This window comes from Spirochaetia bacterium (genome assembly GCA_022482625.1).
Classification (GTDB): domain Bacteria; phylum Spirochaetota; class Spirochaetia; order Sphaerochaetales; family Sphaerochaetaceae; genus Pleomorphochaeta.
Genome location: JAKVOU010000001.1, coordinates 2,143,877 through 2,167,727, shown reverse-complemented (window position 1 = coordinate 2,167,727; position 23,851 = coordinate 2,143,877). Strand labels below are relative to the sequence as shown.

21 protein-coding genes and 2 pseudogenes are annotated in these 23,851 nt (G+C 44.7%); 13 read left to right on the top strand and 10 right to left on the bottom strand.

Annotation, left to right across the window (positions count from 1 at the left end; translation table 11 throughout):
* Position 1: 1 nt before the first annotated feature.
* The 3 genes from LKE40_09825 to ligA form a co-directional block, all read right to left on the bottom strand.
* Positions 2–367 carry a LysR family transcriptional regulator gene (locus tag LKE40_09825; protein ID MCH3917740.1) on the bottom strand — a complete coding sequence of 122 codons (366 nt, stop codon included), beginning with the start codon at positions 365–367 and terminating at the stop codon, positions 2–4.
* On the bottom strand, positions 358–1,659 hold the full coding sequence (locus tag LKE40_09820) for an aminotransferase class I/II-fold pyridoxal phosphate-dependent enzyme (protein ID MCH3917739.1): 1,302 nt from the start codon (positions 1,657–1,659) through the stop codon (positions 358–360). The genes LKE40_09825 and LKE40_09820 overlap by 10 nt, the downstream gene beginning before the upstream one ends.
* Before the next feature lie 76 nt (positions 1,660–1,735).
* Complete coding sequence (ligA, locus tag LKE40_09815; protein ID MCH3917738.1) at positions 1,736–3,862, bottom strand: NAD-dependent DNA ligase LigA; 2,127 nt, start codon at positions 3,860–3,862, stop codon at positions 1,736–1,738.
* 112 nt (positions 3,863–3,974) lie between these two features.
* Between ligA and LKE40_09810 the strand changes: the two genes are divergently transcribed.
* From LKE40_09810 to recG, 6 genes are read left to right on the top strand one after another with little or no spacing between them, the layout of a single operon-like run.
* Positions 3,975–5,921 carry a molybdopterin-dependent oxidoreductase gene (locus LKE40_09810; protein ID MCH3917737.1) on the top strand — a complete coding sequence of 649 codons (1,947 nt, stop codon included), beginning with the start codon at positions 3,975–3,977 and terminating at the stop codon, positions 5,919–5,921.
* On the top strand, positions 5,918–6,481 hold the full coding sequence (locus LKE40_09805) for a ferredoxin (protein MCH3917736.1): 564 nt from the start codon (positions 5,918–5,920) through the stop codon (positions 6,479–6,481). Before LKE40_09810 ends, LKE40_09805 begins: the two co-directional genes overlap by 4 nt.
* Entirely contained in the window at positions 6,471–7,352 is an 882-nt protein-coding gene (locus LKE40_09800) for an FAD binding domain-containing protein (GenBank protein ID MCH3917735.1), read from the top strand. The genes LKE40_09805 and LKE40_09800 overlap by 11 nt, the downstream gene beginning before the upstream one ends.
* A gap of 9 nt (positions 7,353–7,361) precedes the next feature.
* Entirely contained in the window at positions 7,362–10,868 is a 3,507-nt protein-coding gene (gene dnaE / locus LKE40_09795; GenBank protein MCH3917734.1) for a DNA polymerase III subunit alpha, read from the top strand.
* Between the two features lie 14 nt (positions 10,869–10,882).
* The gene (locus LKE40_09790) at positions 10,883–11,506 is read left to right on the top strand and encodes a YggT family protein (protein MCH3917733.1); all 624 of its coding nucleotides are present in this window, start codon (positions 10,883–10,885) and stop codon (positions 11,504–11,506) included.
* Between the two features lie 9 nt (positions 11,507–11,515).
* The gene (gene recG, locus LKE40_09785) at positions 11,516–13,600 is read left to right on the top strand and encodes an ATP-dependent DNA helicase RecG (GenBank protein MCH3917732.1); all 2,085 of its coding nucleotides are present in this window, start codon (positions 11,516–11,518) and stop codon (positions 13,598–13,600) included.
* Positions 13,601–13,822: 222 nt separating this feature from the next.
* Here recG and LKE40_09780 read toward each other — a convergent pair whose 3' ends face one another.
* The 3 genes from LKE40_09780 to LKE40_09770 form a co-directional block, all read right to left on the bottom strand.
* Positions 13,823–14,119 carry a hypothetical protein gene (locus LKE40_09780; protein ID MCH3917731.1) on the bottom strand — a complete coding sequence of 99 codons (297 nt, stop codon included), beginning with the start codon at positions 14,117–14,119 and terminating at the stop codon, positions 13,823–13,825.
* Between the two features lie 8 nt (positions 14,120–14,127).
* Positions 14,128–14,286, bottom strand: a complete 159-nt coding sequence (locus tag LKE40_09775) for a hypothetical protein (protein ID MCH3917730.1) — start codon at positions 14,284–14,286, stop codon at positions 14,128–14,130.
* A gap of 149 nt (positions 14,287–14,435) precedes the next feature.
* Complete coding sequence (locus tag LKE40_09770; protein MCH3917729.1) at positions 14,436–15,230, bottom strand: alpha/beta hydrolase; 795 nt, start codon at positions 15,228–15,230, stop codon at positions 14,436–14,438.
* Between the two features lie 891 nt (positions 15,231–16,121).
* Between LKE40_09770 and LKE40_09765 the strand changes: the two are divergent.
* From LKE40_09765 to LKE40_09745, 5 genes and pseudogenes are all read left to right on the top strand, one after another.
* A pseudogene (locus tag LKE40_09765) lies at positions 16,122–16,336 on the top strand (helix-turn-helix transcriptional regulator).
* 26 nt (positions 16,337–16,362) lie between these two features.
* A complete protein-coding gene (locus tag LKE40_09760; GenBank protein MCH3917728.1) occupies positions 16,363–16,662 on the top strand; it encodes a HipA N-terminal domain-containing protein in 300 nt (99 codons plus the stop codon).
* The gene (locus tag LKE40_09755) at positions 16,652–17,617 is read left to right on the top strand and encodes a HipA domain-containing protein (protein MCH3917727.1); all 966 of its coding nucleotides are present in this window, start codon (positions 16,652–16,654) and stop codon (positions 17,615–17,617) included. Before LKE40_09760 ends, LKE40_09755 begins: the two co-directional genes overlap by 11 nt.
* 273 nt (positions 17,618–17,890) lie before the next feature.
* Entirely contained in the window at positions 17,891–18,454 is a 564-nt protein-coding gene (gene rsmD / locus LKE40_09750) for a 16S rRNA (guanine(966)-N(2))-methyltransferase RsmD (protein ID MCH3917726.1), read from the top strand.
* Positions 18,454–19,296, top strand: a complete 843-nt coding sequence (locus tag LKE40_09745) for a thioesterase (GenBank protein ID MCH3917725.1) — start codon at positions 18,454–18,456, stop codon at positions 19,294–19,296. The genes rsmD and LKE40_09745 overlap by 1 nt, the downstream gene beginning before the upstream one ends.
* Positions 19,297–19,304: 8 nt before the next feature.
* Here the strand turns inward: LKE40_09745 and LKE40_09740 are convergent, their stop codons facing one another.
* Positions 19,305–19,517, bottom strand: coding sequence for a SlyX family protein (locus LKE40_09740; GenBank protein ID MCH3917724.1), 213 nt, complete (start codon positions 19,515–19,517; stop codon positions 19,305–19,307).
* Between the two features lie 211 nt (positions 19,518–19,728).
* Here LKE40_09740 and LKE40_09735 point away from each other — a divergent pair, with 211 nt between their 5' ends.
* Positions 19,729–20,688, top strand: a complete 960-nt coding sequence (locus LKE40_09735) for a WYL domain-containing protein (protein ID MCH3917723.1) — start codon at positions 19,729–19,731, stop codon at positions 20,686–20,688.
* Positions 20,689–20,743: 55 nt separating this feature from the next.
* Positions 20,744–20,905 (top strand): rubredoxin, encoded by a 162-nt coding sequence (locus LKE40_09730; GenBank protein MCH3917722.1) that lies wholly within the window; start codon positions 20,744–20,746, stop codon positions 20,903–20,905.
* Between the two features lie 60 nt (positions 20,906–20,965).
* Here LKE40_09730 and LKE40_09725 read toward each other — a convergent pair whose 3' ends face one another.
* The 3 genes and pseudogenes from LKE40_09725 to fabF form a co-directional block, all read right to left on the bottom strand.
* Positions 20,966–22,162, bottom strand: a complete 1,197-nt coding sequence (locus LKE40_09725) for a trans-2-enoyl-CoA reductase family protein (GenBank protein MCH3917721.1) — start codon at positions 22,160–22,162, stop codon at positions 20,966–20,968.
* A 1-nt stretch (position 22,163) separates the two neighbouring features.
* Positions 22,164–22,589 carry a 3-hydroxyacyl-ACP dehydratase FabZ gene (fabZ, locus tag LKE40_09720; protein MCH3917720.1) on the bottom strand — a complete coding sequence of 142 codons (426 nt, stop codon included), beginning with the start codon at positions 22,587–22,589 and terminating at the stop codon, positions 22,164–22,166.
* Between the two features lie 2 nt (positions 22,590–22,591).
* Positions 22,592–23,849: pseudogene (gene fabF, locus LKE40_09715) on the bottom strand (beta-ketoacyl-ACP synthase II).
* Positions 23,850–23,851 lie beyond the last annotated feature (2 nt).

The following is a 23,851-nucleotide window of genomic DNA, read 5'->3' as shown; positions in this document are numbered from 1 at the left end:
TTTATTTTTCAAACCTTCCTATCATCTGGTCGATATCTGTCTGAAATTCTTCAAATACAGGCCGTTCAGCCCTCTTTATATCTTCATGGAACTGTTTGTAACGTTTGAGAAAAGCATGACCAAAAGGGGTCAGACTGGCTCCTGCCCTCGACACACCGCCTTTACGACGCACAATGACTTCTCTTCCCAATGATGCTTCAAGGTTGCAGACCATCATATAAGCCTTTGAATATGACAATTGAAGATCTGCTGCAGCGGCCCGCAGTGACCCGCACTTCTGGAGTTCTTCCAAAAGCCAGACTACTCCGATACCCATGTATTTGTTACCTTTGTCATCTACCAAGTATACCTTGGTCTTCAGTCCCATAGCTCTCCTGCCGCCTTATATACTTTGTCAATCAAATCCCTGATATCAGTTTCCTCTACTGAACAGTAAGCAAGTCTCAGGACTTTTCCCATGATATTGATTGCACCTATCTGGTATTTCGAAAGAAGATACTTCCGCAGTTCCTCAGGATCACCCTTGCAGGTAAATGACATAAAATAACCGCTGTTGAAAGCCAAAGGCTTCAAGCAATCCATATCCTGCTTGTCTGCAAGAACTTGCTGAAGAGTCCTGTAGCGCCTCTCCATTTCTTCCAAGGCCTTTTTCTTGTCAGCCAGGAAACTTGGGCGGTCACTCATTGCCATGACAAGCAGATTCTGTCCAGGCTTGTCACAATTTGAAACGGAACAACGGATGGCTCCCATGAATTTCTTTTCGATGGCATCATACTGGTCTGCTGTCAATCCCTTGCAGGAAACCGTAATGAATCCGATCCTGAAGCCCCAGACCATGGCCTCTTTCGTTGCAGCATCTCCCTTTATCGCCAGGATATTCGGATGTGCATCGGCAAGATATGAAAACAAGCTTTCCCTGGCTGTATCCGCTTCATAGAACAAGCCAAAATAGGCATCATCATCTATCACTATCATCTTCTGTCCCTTTTCAGCGGCAGAAAGCAACAGATCAGCGATATTTTTCATCTCTGTCTTGGTCGGTGTATAGCCTGTCGGGTTATTGGGGAAGTTGAGCAGGATTGCAAGCTTCTTTCCCTTTGCAGCAGCAATGCTTTCTTCCAGGCCATTCAGATTGAAATGGCGTCCGCTGTCATCAAACAGAGGGAACGTAGTAAGAGAAGCCCCGACATTTTCCGTGACGATAAGGTCGTAGTTGTCCCAAAATAAATCAGGAACGAGCAATGTATCATCTTCATCAAGGAACATGCGGCAAATCATTGAAATGGCATGGGTCAGACCGGCAGTAACCAAAGGCCTTGAAAAGGTCTTACCCTCCAACCCAGGGTTCTTTTCCAGCATATCAGCTTTCCAAAGCTCCCTCAGTTTCGGCTCTCCTCCACCTGGAGCATAGGTAAAGATCTGGTTAGTCGTCAGATGTTCCTTCGTAAATTCATCATAGATAGAGGAAAGGTACATGGGATGTCCATCCTTGAAAGCCTGGCCGACCGTAGCATTATAGAGCTTTGCCTGGCTTTTGGCTTCGGCACTCTGTGCCACGATACCTTTCGGAAAATACATTCTTTTCCCATATGCGGAAAGAAACTCACCGGGAACCGTACCTTTCAACCGGTCATTCAACTCAACAGCTAACGTATGCAACTTCCAGCTCCTTATAGCCTAGTAGGCAAAAAGATACTTGCATCCTAATCCAAATCCTCCAGTTTTTCTACTGCTTTCAGAACAATTCTCCCTGACGCTCCATCTGAGAGGACTGTTCCGATGGCACTGCCGGGTCTCCTCCATTACTTTCACCAAGCAAAGCAAGGAACTGCGCTTCATCAACAAGTTTTATGCCAAGTTTTTCAGCCTTGGCTCTTTTACTGCCTCCCCCGGTACCGCATAGCAGATGGGTTGTCTTGCCAGTAATCGCAGAAACTACGCGCCCTCCACGCTTTTCAACTTCTTCCATGGCTTTGGTCCTTGGATTGAATTGTTGGAATGAACCGGTGACACACCAGACCTGCCCTTCAAAGATCTTGGGAAGGCTTGGCTCTGCTGTCCTGACCATCTTCATAGGCAAACCAGCAGCCCTCAAGGCTGCTATCCTTTCCTGCATTGCTGGTTCGTTAAGGCTGTCTATCAGATTATCCGCAGTCTTGTCAGCAATAAGACGGACAGTCGCAAGAGTTGCCTTGTCTTTCTTTGCTGCAATATCCAGCAGCTTGTCCATGGAATCAAAACCGGCCTCGATAAGCATATCGACGACTTTCTTGCCTATCTCAGGCATTCCCAAGGCTACCAGCACCCGTGAAAAAGGCTGCTTCTTGCTCGCTTCAATACCAGCCTGTATCGCAGCGACTTTCTTGTCTCCGAAGCCAGGAGCATCCATCAAGACACTGTAATTTACCGAATACAAGTCGGGTACATCCTTTACCAATTTCCTGTCCACGAGGAATTCCACTGTCTTGGGACCAAAAGAGGCAATATCCATCTGATCCTTGCCGACGAAGAATTCAATCCGCCCCAGCATTTGGGCCCTGCAATCAGGATTGGGACAAAAATGATGGCTTCCCCTCTGTACCAGGACCGTATCACAGACAGGGCAGGCGGAAGGAATATGATACGTCGTATTACCCTGTTCATTTTTATCAACGACCCGTTCGACAGCCGGAATCACATCACCTCTCTTGCTTACCTCAACAGTATCTCCGACAGCAAGTTCAAGTTCATCAATGTACTGCTGGTTGTGCAAGGTGACATTCGATACCGTGGAACCGCCTATTGCCACTGGAGTGATACGTGCAACCGGTGTCACTCTCCCTGTCCTACCGATCTGCACGTCGATCTGCTGGACAGTACTCAGTGCTTGTGGAGCTTCAAACTTGTAGGCAATTGCCCAGCGGGGATGATGCTCAGTATAGCCCAACCGTTCCCGGACATGGATCTCATTTACCTTCAGTACAAGCCCGTCAATTTCATATGGCAACGATGCCCGTCCTTCAGTCTGCCTGCGTATATGTTCCTGAAGGTCAGAAAAACTTCCCCAGCTTCCTTCCAGATGTGCTGCATCAAGTTTCTGCTTGGCTTCTTTTGCAGTCTGGCAGAAAAGACCTATGTTCGGATTGGTACGGAAGCCCAACGCTTTCAATTCTGCAAGGATGGCAACATGATCGGCAAACGGAGGATTTTCTTTCCAAAAGCCTTCATAGACAAATATCGCAAGGGGAACCTGGGCAGTCTCACTGCTCTTTTTTCGTCTGATGGTCCCTGCCGTCAGGTTCCTGGGGTTTGCAAAAGGCTCCTCAAGCTTATTGTTCAAAGCCTCAAAATCTGCTTTCGGCAGGTAGACTTCACCCCTTACAGCAATATCAACAGGCTTGGACAACCGTAGCGGAACTGACTTGATCGTCCTGACATTGGCAGTCACATCGTTGCCTACCGTACCATTGCCTCTGGTAACAGCCCTTGCAAGTACACCATGCTCATAATAGAGTACCATGCTGATGCCATCTATCTTCTGCTCCAATACAAATGAAAGCTGTCGGTCTTCTTTCTTCTCGCATTTGCTGATCCAATCCTGTACGGCAGGTTCACTGTATGCCTTGTCCAGGCTCAGCACAGGGATAGTATGCGTCACTTCAGGAAAATCTGAAGAAAGGTCACTGCCGACCCGTTGGGTCGGGGAATCAGGGAACCTGAATTTGGGATGGCTGCCCTCAATCATCCTGAGCCGGTCAAACAAACGATCATATTCCATATCGGAAACCAAAGGTCTGGCATCCACATAATAAGCCCTCTGATAAGTCCTTAGCCGGTCACTGAGATCATTGACCTCATCCAGCAGTTTCTCTTCGTCATTCATAGGTATATCATACTCCAGCCATTGGATTTTTTCCATATGAAACAAACCGATAAACAGGCCTCGTCAACAACCGAACATTGCAGAGAGCAGATTTTAATGCTATTATTTTTCCATGGCAAAAAAGAAAAAGAACAATCTGCAACTTGAGCCTCTCCAAGGCATGTTGGTCGGAGCAACCAGCGGCTTGGGATTGGTTCCCGACATCCAGTTGCCCCAGTTGGATGAAGACTACCTTGCCATTACCCCGATGGATATCATGGGAGCAAACAGACTGAATGTCCTGGGTGAGTATATCCCCTTGCTGGCAGCGGCAAAGGTATCCTATATAGGCGAGCCGCTATTCGCACTTTTCGGCCCGACCTTAGACACCGTAGAAGTCCTTTCAAGGCAGATTGAAATTTCCTATCACCAGCCGGAAAAACTGGAAAAGCCACGAATCTTGACCTTCAAGCAGGACTTGGGCAATTATGACCAGGCTACCTCTGCAGTAGGTCTGCAACGTTTCGAAAGTTCTTTTACTTCCAAACGTCGGAAGACAGAACCCGGAAAGCCTCTGAAAGTTACCGCCAGGACAGCAAGCGACACCATTGAAATTTCTGCTCCGACACAATGGCCTAACCTGATCAAGGAAGCAGTTGCCGCCGCAACAGGCTATAACAAACGGAAAATCATCATCCATCGGCAACTGTACTTTGCTCCCCATGATGAATATTGGCTACAGCCAGCCCATATGGCCTGCATAGCAGCGATAGCGGCCATCAAATCCGGCCTTCCTGTTGAATTGACCAGCTTTGCACAGACGGTCAAAATTGAAACTACAGTCAAGAAAACAACATGGTATGATCAGAACAAACAGACTGTTGCAGAGCTAGCCGAAGTCCAGATAGACCAGGGCGCCTACCCTTTGTTCAGCAATGAACTATGCAAACAAATGCTAGCCGGCCTGTTGCCGGAATATCCACTCAAAGGATTCCGCTGTACCATATCGATAGTTTCCAGTCCGACACAAGCTTCAAACTTCTTCGGGGACCTGGGGTATTGTGATGCCTTGGCAGCATCTGAAATACACAGCTCACGCCTTGGGAAAAAACTGGAGCAGTCACCATATCTGTGGAGGCAGTCCTTGCACAGTGCCGATTCGCTCAGGCCCCAGGTCATTGCATGGAAGAGCGAACAGCAACCTGATGGACAATTGGACAAACTGGCTCAGAAATGTTTTTTCAACAGAAAGAATGCAAGCTACCAGATACACAAGTCAATACAAAAGAAACTGTCATTGCTGTCAAGCTATGCCAGAGGCATCGGTATTGCATCTGGCCCTGGCCTCTGTGGTTTTTCATCAAACTGCAAAGGCATTCAGCAACAGTCCGTCATGCTCACCCTGCATACAAAAGGAAAAGTCATATGCAATACTTCCTTTCTGCCGGTCGGACACAGTGCCAATATCTGGAAACAGATCATTGCAAAGAAATTGGAAGTCAATGAAAATGACATCAGCTTTACAGAAGACGGACCTTTCATGATTGACAGCGGACCTTCACTCCTTTCTGTCAGCAGCGGCAGGATGCCAAAAAACATAAGCTTGGCATGTGAAAAGATCAAATCAAAAAGGTTCCTCCAAGCTCTTCCTATCAGTGAAAGTGCCGATAGCAAGGAACTTGCAGGCAAACATCTGTTTCAGACAAACACCTGGGGAGCCTTGGTCATAGAGCTTCAGATTGACCCTGTCAATCTGGAACCAATCATCTCTCACATATGGGGGACCTTCCTTACAGGTCAGGTATCGGACAAACCTTCTTTTACATCAAAGATGAAACAGACCATCATTACGACCTTGCTTGAGCAAGGAGCAAAACTGGCACTGGGTAATGAATTCAAGATTGATCTCGATATCAATTGTGATGACAAGGAACTCACCGATTCGCTTTCAAGCGGCCTAAGAGGAATTGCCATTGCAGCTTATGCCGTTGCTTTGGAACAGGCATTGAGCTGTCAAATTACGGAATTACCGATTTTTTCCGAAGAAATCGTTGCTTTGATGGAGGAAGCAAAAGGATGATCAAGCTTGCCATGACGCTTAACAAAACCCCACTTGAACTCATCGTCAGTGAAACGAAACCACTTTCCGACATCCTCTATGAAGACATGGGAATCAGTCTGAACAAGGTACGCTGCGACGGGAACTGCTGCGGCGGTTGCCTGGTGCTCGTAGACGGCAAACCGGTCTTAGGTTGCATGACACCGGCGTTTCTGCTCCAAGGCAAGACGGTCACTACGTTTGATTATTTCATGCAAACCGCACACTATCGGAATATCAGGCGTACGTATGATGCTTTGGGAAGTGAACCTTGTCCTGACTGTTATCAACCAAAAACATTGATAATTGAATCAATTCTCCTCAGGTTCGCAACCAAGAAAGCCAACAGGCTCGATACCCTTGATGCAAACTCAAGGAATTTCATGGAAAAACGATTGGATAAGAATACCCATGAAGAAATAGATGAGAACATGGTAGCAAGGGAGTTTTCCCTAAGCACCTGCAAATGCATGAATTCCAGTGAACTTCTGGAAATCGTGAAGGCTGCACGGGAGGACAGGATCAAGCGCAATGTACTTTAACAGAAAGATATTCATGCCTAAGACAATCAGTGAATTGTTCCAATGCATTGCAGAGAATCCTGACAGCCAGATTTGGGCAGGAGGAACTTTCATCATGAGCAGGCCGGATTTCTACCCTGACACTTCAACCCGTCCGCTCATCTATCTGGGAAAGATTGATGCCTTTTTCGACATTACAAAGAACATACGGACCGTCGATGTAGGGTGTATGGTCTGTGCAAGCAGGATGCTGGAAATAGGCAAGCTCATTTTCAATGACTTGCTGCTGCATACATTGGATGCTACAGCTTCCAGTATCGTTCGTGACCAGATGACCATCGGAGGTGCTTTGTGTACTTCTGGTATCCGCTTTGCCCTGCCAGGCACCCTGATCCTGATGAACACCGAAGCAGAAATACTCAAGGTCCAGGACAATAAGCATACGACGAAAAGAATTCCATTGCGAAGGATCTATGATGCAACAGGGAAACTGCAATTGGAAAAAAACAGTATCATATCAAAACTACGGATTGAATATGAAAGCAGTGACTATGAAAGATTCATCTGCATCGGAGATCCGATAAGGAAACCAGAATCTACGGTAATTCTTGCCCTACGGGCGGATATTACCGGAGGAATGGTCAGCGAAATGCAACTTTGCATAACATTTCCGCTTGCAGGTATGTATTTCGCATCGGAATTATGCAATGAGCTGGAAGGAGCCCAGATTCCACTTTCAGCCCAGAAAGTAGTGGACCTTTCGCACAAGCTTATAGCCGATATCGGGAAAAACTTGCCTTTGGTGACTCTATTGCAAAGAGAACGTTGTAGAAGAGTATTTCAGAACGTCCTCTTTTCAATGAAACCAAAACATGGTACAGCATACTATTAGGAGACGCAATTGTCAGATTTCATACATCTTCATAACCACAGTGACTACTCCCTCTTGGATGGAGCAGCAAAGATATCATCATACGTAAAAAAGGCAAAGGAAAATGGCATGACAAGCCTTGCCTTGACTGACCATGGGAACATGTACGGAGCACTCCGTTTCTATGATGCCTGCAAGAAGGAAGACATAAACCCCATAGTCGGCTGCGAATTCTATTGCAATCCGGCAGGACATACCGAAAGGCCTCGCCTAGGAAAGGATGATACCCATCGTTATCATCTCATCCTCCTGGCTATGAATGAAAAGGGATACCATAATCTGATGGAGCTCAATTCCATCAGCTGGACAGAAGGCTATTACTATAAGCCGAGAATTGACGATGAATTGCTCAAGGAGCACAATGAAGGTCTCATATGCCTCTCAGCGTGCCTAGGCGGAGAAATTCTGCAACTTCTGCTTGCCGGAGATTATGACCGTGCAAAGGAAAGGGCCTTATGGTTTTCTTCTGTCTTTGATGACGGTCGCTATTTCCTTGAATTACAGGACCATGGTTTGGAAGAGCAGAAAAGGACAAACCCGCTCCTCGTACAGATTTCAAAGGAAACCGGCATCCCCGTCGTGGCTACCAATGACATCCACTACATTGATAAAGAGGATTGGGAAGCACAGGACGTGTTGCTGTGTATCGGTACCAACTCAAAGGTCAGCGAAGACAACAGAATGAAATTCCCGTCCAAGGAATTCTATTTCAAGACTCCCCAACAGATGGAAGAATTGTTCTCATGGTGCCCTGAAGCCATTGCAAACACCGCAAAGATAGCTGAGCGATGCCATATTGAAATTCACTTCCCCGGTCCCTTGTTACCGATTTTCAAAGTTCCTGAAGGTTTCAAAGATACAGCAGATTACCTAAGGTCTCTGGCACATGACGGCATCAAGAGACGATACAAGGACATTCCTCAGGAATACTATGACCGGTTGGAATATGAGCTCAATATAATCATTACAATGGACTTCCAAGGATACTTCCTTATTGTCCGTGATTACATCTACTGGGCCAAGACCCATGGGATTCCCGTAGGGCCTGGCCGTGGCTCAGGGGCAGGTTCTATCGTGGCGTATTGCATCGACATTACAGATGTCGACCCGATGAAGTATAAATTGCTGTTCGAACGTTTTCTCAATCCAGACCGTGTAAGCATGCCTGACTTTGACATTGACTTCTGCTTCGAAAGACGGTCGGAAGTCATTGACTATGTCACACAGCACTACGGCAAGGATCACGTCGCCCAGATTGCAACTTTCGGAACCTTGAAAGCAAAAGCTGTCATAAAAGACTGCGCAAGAGCTTTGGATATCCCGTTCGATGAGGCCAACAAGATAGCAAAGTTCATACCGGATGAACCGAAGATGACCATAGCAAAAGCTTTGGAAATGAGTCCGGAACTGACAGCTCTCCGCCAACAGGGAGGCATTTACGAAACGTTGTTTGACGTAGCCTCCCGTCTGGAGGGTATGAACAGGCATGTCTCTACCCATGCAGCAGGCGTCGTCATCGGACAGACTCCTCTGATCAACTATGTTCCGCTATGTTCTGATTCGAAGACAGGTGCCATATCCACACAGTACACGATGGACCTCATCGAACAGTGCGGCCTCGTAAAGATGGACTTTCTGGGATTGAAGACTCTTACCTTGCTCAAGCATTGCGTTGACCTGATACACAAGAGAAATCCTGATTTTGATCTCAAGGCAATTTCAGATGAAGACCAACAGACTTTCGATATGCTGAGAAAAGGTGACAGTACCTGCGTATTCCAGTTTGAATCCGTCGGCATGCAGAAAATCCTCAGGGACGCGGCCCCCAGCAACATGGAAGACCTGGTTGCATTGAATGCCTTGTACAGGCCGGGACCGATGGCTTATATCCCACAATTCATCGAATGCAAGCATGGCAGACAACAGATTACCTATGCAGACCCTTCTCTTGAAGATGAACTGAAGACTACCTATGGCGTCATAGTCTACCAGGAACAGGTAATGAAGGTTGCACAGATCATTGCAGGCTACACCCTGGGGCAAGCAGATATCCTTCGTAGGATCATGGGTAAGAAAAAAGTCTATGCCTTGGCAGAGGAAAAGGTCAAGTTCATCGCAGGAGCGGCAAAGAAAGGCCATAGCAAAGAGCATGCCATAGAAATATTTGAAATGCTTGAACCTTTCGCGGGCTATGGTTTCAACAAGTCTCATGCAGTGGCATATTCCATCATTGCTTACCAGACTGCCTATCTCAAGGCAAACTACCCTGCAGAGTTCATGGCCGCGAACCTTACCAATGAAATCAACAATCCAGACAAATACAGCGAATATCTGGCCGTATGCAAGGAAATGGGTATCAAGGTATTGCCCCCGACGATCAACTACTCCGAAAACCAATTCACAGTCGTTGACAACCAGATCATCTACGGATTGAGCGGTATCAAGAACGTTGGAGAAGGTGCTGTGCAGCAAATAGTAGAAGAACGGGAGAAAAACGGACCGTATAAGGATTTCATGGATTTCCTTATGCGCAGCAGCTCGAAGGTATTGAACTCCAAGCTCATAGAATCACTGATCTGTGCAGGAGTCTTTGACAAGCTCGGTGTCAACAGACCCACCTTGCTGACCAATCTGCCGGAAATGTTGAAATTCGTTGCAAAGAGCCATGAAGACAACCAATATGGGCAACTTTCTCTCTTCGGCGAAGAAGAAACGGAAGAAATCAATCAGTTCAACATGGTTCCGGTTCCTGATTGGAAAATCATGGAAAAACTTGAAAAAGAAAAAGAACTGCTCGGTTTCTATATTTCAGGACATCCGATGGATGTGTACGCAGATGCCATAAAGAAAAGTGTCGTAGTAAATCTCGGTGAGCCGACAAAGCTTCCTTTCGGAAGAACAGTTTCCATCATTGCAATGATTCAATCCGTCAAGCAATACACAAGCAAGAAAAACAACAAGCGGATGGGATTCCTTACTTTGGTTGACAAAAACGGTACCATAGATGCTACGATATTCTCTGATGGTTGGGAACGTTATAAAGATCTCCTAGCAGCAGACAGCATCCATGGTTTTACAGGAAAATTTGACAACAAAAGGGGCATGGACAAAATCAGTTTCCTCATTGATGAGGTTGTTGATCCTTCACAGCTACCTCCTGTTGCATTGAAAAACTGCTTCATAAAAGTAAATCAGACAATTGCCCAATCAAACATGGATTATCTTACGCAACTAAGGGATCTTTTGGTTACCCATGCAGATGGAAACGGAACTATACAGGTAGATTTGTTGTTCCAAAAAGACAACTCATCGGCCAGAATTGAAGATGAAACCTATACTGAAGAAGACGAACAGCAGGAAAGTCCGACTGAAGAAACGAAAATCATCTGCGGTCCGGAATTTTCTATTTCGTACAATGAAGGTTTCTCCCAGGAAGCCAAACAGATTCCTGTCGTTACAGACGTCTGGTTCAACTAAGGAAGGAGGAATCCATGAGTGTGTATGATGCACCTACCTTACTGATGAAGCTGGCAGGCTTAGGTGCTGGCTTGATACAGATTTATATGTTCTTGATTTGGATCAGGGTAATCCTGACATGGATCCGTATCCCTGGAACACAACTAGGAAACAATGGTTTTACCCGATGGCTCGTCAAGATAGTCGATCCTTTCCTCAACTTGTTCATCGGAGTAGGATGGTTACGGAAAGGGGTCATTGATTTTACGCCTGTCCTTGGGTTTGCCCTGCTTTCCTTTGTCCAGGCCATATTAAGTATCTTCAGCAGGACAGGAAAGTTGACTTGGGGTATATGCATAGCCTTGTCAATGCAGATACTCTGGCAATCCATCATAGCCTTCATCTTCTGGATCATCATCATTGCCCTGGCACTTAGATTGTTTTTCTTCTACAAAAGTGGTCCGGCACCGATTACGCTGAGCAGGATATGCAACAACCTGACCGAGGGTATCATAAACTGGACACAGAAAGTCTTTTTCAATTCAAATATTGCAAATGACGGACACTTGCTGATCGTCAGCCTCATCTTCGTGGTCGTTCTTTTCATAGCCTGTCGGATAGGCCTATACCGCTTATGGGCCTTTCTTTACACACTGTAGGACCTGACGATGTTCATCAGGGCACTCGAGAAGAAAGTTTCACTGCTGAAAGGCATAGGAAAATCGGCTGAGGCATCCTTGGTTACACTTGATGTCAAAAGCCAGAAAGATTTGTTGCTCCTGGCCCCCCGGAGTTGGGAAGATCGATCGGTCCTTACGCCGTTAGGGCAGTTTCCACCTTATCTAGGACAACCCGTAACGGTCAATACAATAGTCATGGCAACCGGTTATGAATTTTTCGGAGGCGGGGCAAAACGCACCTTGAAACTACTGATGCAAGATGTCAGCGGAAAAGAAACCGGCAACATACAGCTTCTATGTTTCGGCAGGAACTTCCTGCAACGGACCATCAGGCTTCATCACGTATTCTACCTTTACGCAACAAACGTGACACGCCGGGGCAGTTCACTTCAGACCGGGTCTTTTGAACTTACCGAAATGCAATTGGGACAAGAACCACCAGCGCCGTTTGGGCAGATACTTCCCGTTTACCCTCTTCGAGGTACCCTGACCCAAAAAATACTGAGAAAAGCCATACATCAGATCCTGCAGGAAAATACTTCATTTGAAAACGAACTCCCACAGGAACTTACGGCAGACTTGCATCTTATGGACAGTGACACGGCAATCAGATGCTTCCATTTTCCTCCTGATTCCACTTCCAGAGCTTCCGCTCGTCGTTCCCTTGCGTTCACAGAGCTTTTCTACCTGCAGATTCTTGCCCGAAGAAACCTGTCAAAGAAAAGAAAAGTCCACGGGCAATCAATCCCGACAGAATTGGAAAACAGGTTTGTAGCTTCACTTCCTTTTTCACTGACTCCCGACCAAATCAAAGTTCTCAGACAGATACGGGAAGATCTGGATGCCGATATACCGATGAACAGAATGCTTCAGGGTGATGTGGGCAGTGGCAAGACATTGGTCGCATGGGTAAGTGCCTTGCATGTACTTTCCCGCCATGGACAGGTTGCTTTCATGGCCCCTACTGAGCTTTTGGCTCTCCAGCATGCAGAAAACGCAGCAAGACTGCTGGAACCATTCGGTATCAGGATAGGGCTGCTGATCGGTTCAACGAAACAGAAAGACAGACGTCCTCTGCTTGAAGCAATCAAAGCCGGAGAAATAGATATCATCATCGGTACCCATGCTTTGTTTTCCGATCAAGTCACCTTTGCCGACCTAAGGTTCGTCATCATCGATGAACAGCATCGTTTCGGCGTAGAACAACGGGAACAGCTTCTCCAGAAAGGTAAAATGCCCCATGTACTGATGATGAGTGCAACCCCGATTCCACGGACACTTGCACTGACCATCTATGGCGACTTGGAAGTTTCAACAATCAATACGATGCCGAAGGGCAGAAAGAAAATCATTACCCATCTGGTAGGAGAAGCCAGCAGGGAACGTATGTACAAGGCAGTAGCCGTTGAATTCAACAGAGGACATCAGGCATATTTTGTCTATCCCAGGATTGATGACTCAGGACAAAGTGAACTGAGAGATGTCACCAATATGTTTGAATATCTGAAAAACCAATATCCAGGTGTCCCTTCTGCCTTGTTGCACAGTAAAGTGGAAGATGAAGAGAAAGTACAGATTCTGGAAAAATTCAAGAAGAAAGAATTGATGTACATCGTCTCAACCAGTGTCATCGAAGTCGGTATTGATATTCCTGATGCTACCTGTATCATTATCGAGCACGCCGATCGTTTCGGACTGTCAGCGCTGCACCAGCTCAGGGGACGTGTAGGACGCTCACAGTTACAGTCTTATTGCTTTCTTGTATTCTCAGACAATCTCAGTGAAGATGCAATAAAACGGCTCAAGATCATGCGTGAAACAGATGACGGTTTCAAGATTGCTGAGGAAGACTTGAAGATCAGAGGCCCCGGAGAGCTTACCGGTACCAGACAAAGCGGTTATCTCAGATTACATTTTGCATCCTTGACTGATGACCTTGAGCTGATCAAGCAAGCAAGGGATTGCTGCGATCGGATATTGGAAGAAGACCCCGGATTCATTCGGGCAGAAAACCGGGTCATTGCAAGGGTACTGGAAGAAGCGAATCCATTTCCGGACAGGGAAAGAGATTAAAGGCAAAACGCATAATCTCTGCAACAATCCTTAGACAAACAGTATCAATACATATTCCATGGGGTTCTGAACATACCCGTTTCTATCTCTTGGACAGGCTGTTTTCCCGATTTTTTTCTTTCCCCAAGCTACTTACCTGCAACAACACTATCACGGTCAATTATATGAGGTCCGAATGAAACCATCTTGCGAACCAACAGAACATTTTTGAATTCTGTAAAATCAGGGAGACTGCTTCCATTCCATAAGCCTTGCATTGATATCAACACTGGTCAGTTGAGGATGTGCCCAAGCACCAGAAGAATCTCCATTGATGGAAATGATATTCTGTATAGGTTTATGGAATTCATGCATAGCCTTGAGAACCCCTATGGCAAGGGAATCCGTTCCGGTAAAGATTGCTTGAGGAATCGATTTACCCGCCTGTATATAACTTTTCAGTGCATCATAGCCCGCAATCGAACCAAAACCATCACACAAGATGTCTTCCTTCAGAGAAATCTGAGGATTTTCTTCCACAAAGTATTTTACCTGAGTTGATTTCCAATAATACCTTGGGATGTTACAGGTATCCTTGCCGTCGAAAAATACAACCTCAGCAATGTTTTTTCCATCAGGAAATCCATTGCCAGATATATGGCAGCATGTACATCATACGTAACCACATCATACTGATCAGGTATCATTGCAAGTTTTCCTACAAAGACAATGTTATCAGCATACAAACCATTGAACCTTGAGAGACAACAGCTATCTTTGCTCTCTCGCTTGTACGTTTCATGACAAAAGAAATTATCAGGTTGCAGCAATTGCTAAATGCAATTTTTTTTACTTTTCATATATTTTCCACGAAGCTTTTAATATGCTCATTCCATTTTTTTACTCCGTCAAAAGTTGTAGCTAAAACAATCTTTGAATGCGGTACCAACTCCTGGAATCTTGCAGTTGTAGTTAAAGGATGATTTTCATCGCCCGTCCAGCCAAGAATCAGAGTCGGCTGACTTATACGATTTATTAATTCAACTGAAGGCAAATCTGTCTTACTCAGTCCACGAAAAATTAACGATAACCGATTTTTTTCATCCTCCTCAAGAACCGTTGGTCCCTTTCCTTTTTTCGATGAAAACCTTGCAAGGGGATCTGGTAAAGGAACAGATTTCATAAGTTTCTGAAATCCCTCCATATCTCCTGATTCAATGCACTCTGCAATTTTTTCATATCTTTCAGCTTGTGCCTTCCTAAATTCCCAGGCAGTTGGCAAAAGTACAAGTATTAACGCCTTAATTCTTTCAGGTGAAATAATTGCTGCTGTTATTGCTGTTGATGCTCCCATAGATATTCCTGTAGCAATATAATTCTTAAAACCTAATGAGGTTGCTAACTCAAGCTGATCTCTTGCAAGATTTTCTAGAGAATAATCTTCCAAATTTTTAGTAAAGCTACTTGCACCATGACCTCTGGCATCGTACCGAAGAATTGAATAATCATTTTGTAATCCTGCCAAATCAACAACTTTAAAGGAATCTTCTTGCTTCATTGATGATGCGAGCCCATGCCCCCAAACAATTGCAGGTCCAGATCCTTGGATATTATATTCAATCACGCAATTTCGTACATTGATATTTGACATTTAATTATCCTCCAAATACGGATTACCAAAAAAGTAATATTAATTCAATTGTCCAATGAACTCACCTAACAATCTTTATATTGTTTTGGATAATATTTCTATAAAGATACGCATAGGACATCTTCTGTCATCCCGATATATATCTCCTGGCTCTCTCTTCCCTTCTTTCCTGTTTTGCTATACCAGTACGACATCCAAATGATTCTAGAATAACGTTATATTTCGGGATTATTTTTTTTGGATCAATAGAAAAAACATATTCAACCAAAGATATGTTTTTCGTACCTCCATACCTTGATTCGTATCACTTCTTATCTCCTTAAATTATATATTGTTGATTAAAGGAAAAAATATACAGGGAGGGCTGCAGGTAATCAAATCAAGATGCATTGACTGCCTTGATCATGCAGGAACACATCAGTTCTCTCCTTTGCTTCTAGAAAACAACACCAAAGAAACAATAGAAAGTTTCATGTTGGAAAAAAAGGCATATAGAGAAACCTGGGTATAGGATTACTGATATTGTCTATGAAACAGACTCTCGCTTGTAGACTGAAAGGGCTTTCGACGAACCATTGACCTGTAGGTACCCAATCCACGTATATCAGAATGGCCAAGTGTCGAAAAGACTGTAGCCTTTTCCTTATCCACGTCCATGACATCTGCAGAAACGGCTCAACCGATGAAAAAGGAGTAAAGATTGTTACAATAGTGCTTGACAAACGGCCACCTCATATCAGCCTATAATTCACACATTCCGATAGTCTTTGTACAAGGGATACACCCGAAAAGGTATAAAACACTATATGATAGTACCAATTATACCCTAACGGGTACAAAAATATAAAAAATAGTTGACATTACACCCGATAGGGTATATAAATAAGATTAATGAATATAGTTGGAAACTACATCAAGAAAAAACCGCAGGGAAGCAGGACTGACGCAACAGGAATTTGCACTCCGGTCTGGATTGGGCCTTAGATTCGTCAGAGAGCTGGAACAAGGAAAAGAAACCTGTCCGGATGGACAAGGTCAACCAAGCTCTGGCAATGTTCGGAAAAGAATTGGGACCAGTCATGCTTGACAGGGAAGAAAAAGAATGACCGACAAACGACAAGGATCAGTGTACATGTATGACAAGAAAGCAGGAACCATAAAGGAAACCGAAGATGGGTATGAATTCATCTATACGGAAAACTACCTCATGGATAAAGATGCACTTCCGATAAGCCTGACACTTCCCCTGCAAAAACAACCATATAAGAGCAAGACATTCTTTCCTTTTTTTGATGGATTGATTCCAGAAGGGTGGTTGCTGAATATCGCCATCAAAAAATGGAATCTTAATTCCTATGACAGAATGGGACTGTTGATGACAACTTGCAAAGATTGCATCGGTGCTGTGAGCGTGGTAGCAGATGAAATATGATCATTGCCTTTGTTGTGGAAGACCATTGGAATTACAAAATGAATATGCTACCGGATGGCATCAAGGCTGCATAAAGAAATTCTTCAGTACTTCTTCTCTTCCTCGGTTACAGCTGGATGATGAGGGTATCAACAGACTTGCAGAAGAAACTGTTCAGAAAGGACTTACCGTTACAGGCATTCAAAAGAAACTATCCCTACACCTAAGCTCCGAAAACATACATAAAAAGGATTTTCGATTGACGCTCATCGGCTACCCTGCAGGATTCATATTGAAACCCCAAAGCAAGGGCTACCAACAATTACCGGAAGCAGAACACACCGTCATGTTGCTTGCAGATTCAATCGGTATTCCGACGGTTCCGCATGCATTGATCCTTATGAAGGATGGGACACCTGCATATATTACGAAGCGAATAGACAGAAAAGGAAAAAACAAATTGCAGATGGAGGACTTCTGTCAACTTTCAGAACGCCTTACTGAAGACAAATACAAAGGTTCATATGAGCAATGCGGAAAGATTATCAGGAAATGGTCTTCAATGCCTGGGATAGATATCACAGGGTTTTTCAGACTTACCCTGTTCAACTTCATCACAGGAAACTCAGACATGCACTTGAAGAATTTTTCGTTGATTGAAAATGAAAACCATGCCTTTCGCCTGTCGAAAGCCTATGACCTTCTGCCTGTACAGCTGGTCAATCCCATGGATACGGAACAAACTGCACTGACATTGAACGGCAAAAAAAACAAGATAGGACGCAAGGATTTCATTGCTTTGGGTCAGAATCTTGGAATCAATGACAAGGCAATCCTCAACATGATGGACGAGCTGATTGAAAAAGCAAGTTCCTTCAACCCTATCATTGATAGCTCATATCTACAGAAGCCATTGAAAACCAGTCTAAAAGGGTTGATACAGACAAGATGTACTATTTTGAAAGACATGGCATAGAAATCATAAAGATTACATAATTACACTGTCACCCCTTTTTTTGGATAAGTTCTAGGATTCTCGAAAAAACCTGCGTTCCGCTTTCAGGCATTACCCCGCAGATGCAAAAATGACCTAATGCAGTACAGACAAACCAGTTCATTCAGGATAACATTATAACCGATCATAGAGAAAACACCAAAACAGAAAAATACACTTCTTTTTGCTCCCTGTTTGTACTTTCAGCTTCCAATGGCTATACTGTACAAAGAATCTGAATCACGGAGCATACAGATGCGGATAACAGGCGGAGTGTATAGAGGCAGGACAGTTGTCTGCCCACCGGGAGTCATACGACCGGCAATGGACAGGATGAGGGAATCGCTTTTTTCAATCTTAGGCAACCTGGATGGTATGTCTTTCCTTGATCTTTTTTCAGGCAGCGGATGTGTAGGCATCGAAGCTGCCAGCAGAGGTGCAGATCCTGTACATGTAGTAGAAAAAGACAGAGGTAAGAAAACAGTCATACAGAAGAACCTGTCCATCGTTGAAGGTTCCCAGATAAAGCTGTTCATGGTTGATGTCAAACGTTTTATTCCGACTGCCAAGCAGGAATACGATATCGTCTATGCCGATCCTCCGTTCAATATGGAAGGTAAAGTTTCCCTTGCCCGCTTGGTTGAAAGCAACCATCTGGTAAAGGGAAACGGCTTGTTCATCATCCATTATCCTGTGGAAGAAAAAGACAACTGGCCGGAACATATCGGAGAACTGACTTGCTGTGACCAACGGAAATATGGCAGAAGCCAGCTTATATTTTACCGTAGGATCAGCTTGGCAACGGAGGAGAAAGAGTAATGCAGCCCATGGATCTTGACGGACTGAGAGAAATAGATGCAGACAATGTCTTCAGAGAAGACTTTAGAAGCTATACCTATAACGAAGATAGCCATATGGTTGCAAAACTTAGTTGGTTCTTTGAATTGGCACAGGAAATGGCGGCGTTCCACGCAGTACAGCGTCATTGCAGTATTCCTGAATTGCATGAGATAGGCTGTACATGGGTCATTACCCACACAGAGATGCAAATTGACCGATATCCTCATTGGCCAGAAGTCGTCCACATGGAAACCTGGGCACAGAATCCATCAGGTATCTTTATCCCCCGTTCTGTTCGTGCTTACGACAAGTATGGCAAAAGATGTTTTCTTGCAAAAACCTTCTGGGCAATCCTGGATACCAACACAGGCCGGCCCCGTGTGCCTTCCAAAATCATGGAAAAACTTATACAGCCTACAGATAGTGAGCGTTACCCCCAGCACTGTGCACTTCCTCCCCGAATATCAAGGATCATACCAAAGGATATACAGGAAATATCACATACACAGCCAGATGTTACCTACGGAGTAACAGACTCCAACCATCATGTCAACAATGTTGCTTATATCAACTGGTTGCTTACTGCAATGCCCAATGATTTCAGGGATCTCTACAAGGTTTCTCAGATTACTGTTTCATGGCTTCGACAGACTTTCCTTGCTGACCATATCCATGTACAGACATTCAGTGATGCTGACAATCCCTTTTCTGGGCCAGCTCCGATTTTTTTTCATCAGATTTGGAAAGATGAGCAGGACGGAAGCAAATCAAAGGTATTTGAAGCCAAAACTACATGGAAACCCAGGATTGAGGTAGAATGACTGCTGAATCAATAATGTGGCGGTCTGCGGTTCGGTCTTTCCTCCCCTTCTGAATTGTCAATGAAATCCTTCATCTTCTTTTCAAGTTTTGCCACATGGTTTTCCAACACCCCCAGATCTTTCTGTTGCCTTATGACTACCTCATTGAGCTGGGCTATCATTTCTTCTGCATAGGCAAGCTTGATCTCAATGGCAGTAGTACGCGCTTCATCATCCTTCATAGACTCTCTCCTCCCAAGGCATAGTATCATCACGAAAGAAACAAAACAACAACAGAAAAATCCTTGAAAAACAAACGGCTCAAACAAAACAAAAATGCAACATATGGAATTAAATGTTGAATTTTTGTTGCATTTTTTAAAAAAAATGCTATGATTAACGTCGTTGCAAGCTGATGTCCCACTGCAATAAGTTCTATTTATCGGAGGCATTATGAAAGGAGAACGAGTTGCACAATTGGAATTGCTCCTGCTTTCCCATCCTGAGGGCCTGAGAAGAGCAGAAATAGCACGGAGACTTGGCGTACATCGGTCAACTATCAGCAGATACGTTACGGACCTCAGTCAATATATTGACGTATATGAAGAAAACAATCTCATCAAAATCAGAAACAAAAATGAAGACGAAAACATTGAATTGTCCGTCTATGAAAGTCTTGCATTCAATATGTCTGCAGAAATACTGGCCCAAAACACTGAATTCCAAAATCCACATCTTGCTTCAGGCCTGAGAAAAATTGCACTGAGCATGAGAGTCTATGCACCGAAAATCAGCGAAAATATCATGCAGCTGGCAGAAGAAATAGACAAAGAAGTCCAGAAAAAAAGCGGCAATAGCCAATACAGCAGCATACTTGATGTCCTGATAGATTCCTGGGTCTCTGGCAGAATCGTAAAGATTGAACAAAAAATCGGGGAAAAGAAAAGCGAAACAGAACTGGCCCCTTATTTTATCGGTTTCAGGGAAGATTCGACAGGCAGGAATCCCATAAGCGTAACAGGACGGTTGCGGCATACTCCGGAAATGGTAACCATAGATATCAGCACCATTACAAAGGCTGTCATCTTAGATCAGACCTATACTATCCCAGATAATCTGAAACCATTCAAACGTCCTGAAGAGAGTGACAGCTACGATTCCATCGACATGGTTCACCTCTCTCTGAAAATAAAGGAAGAATCGGCAATGAACGTATTCCATGGCCTCAATCATGATGAACCAAAGATTGAAAATTTTGATGGTTACTCTATTTGTACCATGGATGTCGAAAATTCTACAGACCTGCTTCTCAAAATCATCCAATGTGGAAATTCCGTAGAAATTCTCGAACCAGAGAACTTCAGAAGTAGGTTTGTTTATTTATTGGAAGGAATTCTATCCCTATATCATTAAGTGACTTGCACAGAAAAGCTTTGTCGAGTATTATCAAACCAAGGAGAACAACGCAATGAAAAAGTACGAATGTAATTTATGTGGGTATGTCTATGATCCCGCCGTCGGTGATCCTGACGGAGGAATCGCACCAAACACAGCTTTTGAAGATCTCCCTGATGATTGGGTATGTCCTCTTTGCGGAGCTTCAAAGGATGATTTTTCACCCTGTGATTGAAGTATTTTTACAAAGGTAACTATTGGCCGCTGCAAATGATATCTGCAGCGGTCTTATTTTCTAAGGATTCAATGGATCAACATCCTTACCGTAGTCAATTGTCCGATAACCGAATCCATGAAGATGTGCATAGTCCGTTCGGAATTGCTCCAGTTCCTCATCTCCAATGACCTGTCCCTCGTGCAGTGTCGCCCAGATTTTCCTAACCTCATCCTGAACGTCCTGCTGCATTTCAAAGTCATCCATATGTAGGAGTCCATCTTCTTCTACCATTTCCGCAGGAAACTTGTCACGATATAGCCTATACATCTGTTCTATACAACTTTCGTGCAACCCTTTCTGTTTCATTATTCGATAGAGAATTGTTATATAAAGAGGCACTACAGGTATAACGGCACTTGCCCTTGTTACCAAAGCCTTATTTACAGATACATAGGCTTTGCCATCGATCCCAGCCATGATTCCATTTAATTTCGGAACAGTACGTTCCAAATCCTTTTTTGCCTGACCGATAGTACCATTTCGATAAATAGGTGCTGTAATATTCGGCCCAATGTAAGAATAAGCTATCGTTTTTGCACCATCAGCAAGACATCCTTGTTTTGAAAGATAATCAATCCAAAGTAACCAGTCTTCACCTCCCATCACTTTGATGGTAGCCTCGACCTGCTTTTCATCTGCAGCAGACAGTGTTACCTGACCAATCTGACCAGTCGCAGGATCAAGAGAAAGGGAAGTAAAATCCTTACCGACCGGCTTGAGTACGGATTTGTATGTCTCACCAGTCACAGGATCAATCCTGACAGGGGAAGCCAGACTATAGATGACCAAATCCACCTTGCCCAGTTCTTCCTTGATGAGCTGTGCTACCTGTTGTTTCATAGCATCAGAAAAAGCATCACCGTCCAATGTCTTGCAATAGAGACCTTCATGTGCTGCTTTTTCCTCAAACACCTTGGTATTGTACCAGCCAGGCGTCGCACATCTGTTTTTTTTCGGACTTCGCTCAAAAGAAACACCAAGTGTATCAGCTCCACAGCCAAAAGACAAAACTATCCTGCTGGAAAGACCATATCCTGTTGAACAACCAAGGACAAGCGCCTTCGGATGTGTTTTTTCAAAGGGTTTGTATCTATCTCCCTCAAGCCCTTTGCAGGCATCTTCTACAAACGTAATTTCATCTGTCGTATATGTCCTGCACCCAGTAGGATGCGCGGTCAGACATACCCCATGCAAGACTTTTTCCTCTATGATCATTCTACCTGTCTCCTTCTCCTGACAACAGACACATCCATGAAGCCTCGGCACAGATTATATCTCCGATTTTTACCTTGCCTTGCTGACGGATGATATGACTTGAAACCCTAAGGTTCTCCACTTCACCTCTGACAGTATCGCCGGGTCGTACCTGATGGCGGAACTTTGCCTTCTCGACCGTACCGAGGACAAAAAGTGAACCGGGGGCAAGCACCTGCGTCATGCCCAGGCCTGCTCCCCCCACCTGTGCCAGGAACTCAATAAGCAAGACACCGGGGACAACAGGATATTGAGGGAAATGCCCTTTGAAGAAAAATTCATCTTCACGGTACGTGTAAGTACCGACAATCTGCTTTTCATCAGCCTTCTCGATGGTATCGACAAAAAGAAAGGGTTTCCGGTGTAACAATATGTCAGTAATTTCCATGGTTATCTATTCTCCTCATAGCTGCCGAACACCAGTGCCCCGTTGTGACCTCCAAAGCCCAAGGATTCACTGAGCGCATAGTGCATCGGCGCATCAATACCTATATTAGGCACATAGTCAAGATCACATTGCTCATCAGGAGTGTGATAGTTGATCGTTGCAGGATAATATCCTTCTTGGATTGATTTCACACACACGATTGCCTCTACAGCTCCTGCTGCTCCGACAAGATGACTTGTCATTCCCTTGGTTGAAGATACCTTCAGGCGATAGGCATCTTCACCGAAAGCCAGTTTAATGGCATTGGTTTCCATTGCATCATTGGCAGGGGTACTGGTACCATGCGCATTGATATAGTCTATATCAGATGTACCCAGACCGGCCATAGACAAGGCTTCCTTCATTGCCTTTGCTGCACCGATGCCCGAAGGTTCAGGAGAAGTGATATGGAAAGCATCACAGGACGCCCCATAACCTAGAATTTCACCCAAGATGACAGCACCTCTGCTTCTTGCCGAATCTTCACTTTCAATGACAAGCATACCGGCACCTTCTCCCATGGTAAACCCATCACGGTTCTTGTCAAAAGGAGAACTGGCATGAAGGGGATCATCATTATGAGAAGCAGACAAGGCATGGAGTCTTGCAAACCCGCTCATTGCAAGCCTGGTAATGGCAGCTTCCGTGCCACCGGTAATAGCCATGTCGAACCAGTCCTGAACGGACGGCCAGAAAGGCAGTGCCTATGGCATCTGTCCCCGAAGCACAAGCCGTAACGATGGTATGGCACGGCCCCTGGAGATTATGGAGTATGGCAATATTACCGGCAGCCTCGTTACCAATCAACATAGGGATAGTAAGCGGAGATATCGCCCGAGGGCCTCTGGGAAAAAGCTTCTCCAAGTTGTTTTCTGCAACATCAAAGCCTCCTATCCCATTGCCGACATAGACACCTATCCTGTTGCCATCCTCAGCCTTGCCACCGATGCCTGCCATTTCCATGGCTTCCTGTGCTGCATAGGCAGCAAATTGTGAAAACAAGGCCATGGACCTCAAATTCTTCTTGTCAATGCGAAGGGATGGTTCGAAATCCCTGACCTCTCCTGCAATCTTGACAGGATAATCAGTGATATCAAACCGTGTGATGCGAGAAATTCCACAACTGCCCTTGCGAATATTGGTATAGAACTCTGCAACATCTTTGCCGATGGGATTTACGGTTCCCATACCTGTGATTACTACTTTTCTCTGTTTTTCCATTG

What these genes read in the sequence shown, in the direction of transcription:
- LKE40_09825 (MCH3917740.1), bottom strand. Translation starts at nt 367, where the DNA reads ATGGGACTGAAGACCAAGGTATACTTGGTAGATGACAAAGGTAACAAA.
- ligA (MCH3917738.1), bottom strand. Translation starts at nt 3,862, where the DNA reads ATGAATGACGAAGAGAAACTGCTGGATGAGGTCAATGATCTCAGTGAC.
- LKE40_09810 (MCH3917737.1), top strand. Translation starts at nt 3,975, where the DNA reads ATGGCAAAAAAGAAAAAGAACAATCTGCAACTTGAGCCTCTCCAAGGC.
- LKE40_09805 (MCH3917736.1), top strand. Translation starts at nt 5,918, where the DNA reads ATGATCAAGCTTGCCATGACGCTTAACAAAACCCCACTTGAACTCATC.
- LKE40_09800 (MCH3917735.1), top strand. Translation starts at nt 6,471, where the DNA reads ATGTACTTTAACAGAAAGATATTCATGCCTAAGACAATCAGTGAATTG.
- LKE40_09790 (MCH3917733.1), top strand. Translation starts at nt 10,883, where the DNA reads ATGAGTGTGTATGATGCACCTACCTTACTGATGAAGCTGGCAGGCTTA.
- recG (MCH3917732.1), top strand. Translation starts at nt 11,516, where the DNA reads ATGTTCATCAGGGCACTCGAGAAGAAAGTTTCACTGCTGAAAGGCATA.
- LKE40_09775 (MCH3917730.1), bottom strand. Translation starts at nt 14,286, where the DNA reads ATGATACCTGATCAGTATGATGTGGTTACGTATGATGTACATGCTGCC.
- LKE40_09770 (MCH3917729.1), bottom strand. Translation starts at nt 15,230, where the DNA reads ATGTCAAATATCAATGTACGAAATTGCGTGATTGAATATAATATCCAA.
- LKE40_09760 (MCH3917728.1), top strand. Translation starts at nt 16,363, where the DNA reads ATGTATGACAAGAAAGCAGGAACCATAAAGGAAACCGAAGATGGGTAT.
- LKE40_09755 (MCH3917727.1), top strand. Translation starts at nt 16,652, where the DNA reads ATGAAATATGATCATTGCCTTTGTTGTGGAAGACCATTGGAATTACAA.
- rsmD (MCH3917726.1), top strand. Translation starts at nt 17,891, where the DNA reads ATGCGGATAACAGGCGGAGTGTATAGAGGCAGGACAGTTGTCTGCCCA.
- LKE40_09745 (MCH3917725.1), top strand. Translation starts at nt 18,454, where the DNA reads ATGCAGCCCATGGATCTTGACGGACTGAGAGAAATAGATGCAGACAAT.
- LKE40_09740 (MCH3917724.1), bottom strand. Translation starts at nt 19,517, where the DNA reads ATGAAGGATGATGAAGCGCGTACTACTGCCATTGAGATCAAGCTTGCC.
- LKE40_09735 (MCH3917723.1), top strand. Translation starts at nt 19,729, where the DNA reads ATGAAAGGAGAACGAGTTGCACAATTGGAATTGCTCCTGCTTTCCCAT.
- LKE40_09730 (MCH3917722.1), top strand. Translation starts at nt 20,744, where the DNA reads ATGAAAAAGTACGAATGTAATTTATGTGGGTATGTCTATGATCCCGCC.
- LKE40_09725 (MCH3917721.1), bottom strand. Translation starts at nt 22,162, where the DNA reads ATGATCATAGAGGAAAAAGTCTTGCATGGGGTATGTCTGACCGCGCAT.
- fabZ (MCH3917720.1), bottom strand. Translation starts at nt 22,589, where the DNA reads ATGGAAATTACTGACATATTGTTACACCGGAAACCCTTTCTTTTTGTC.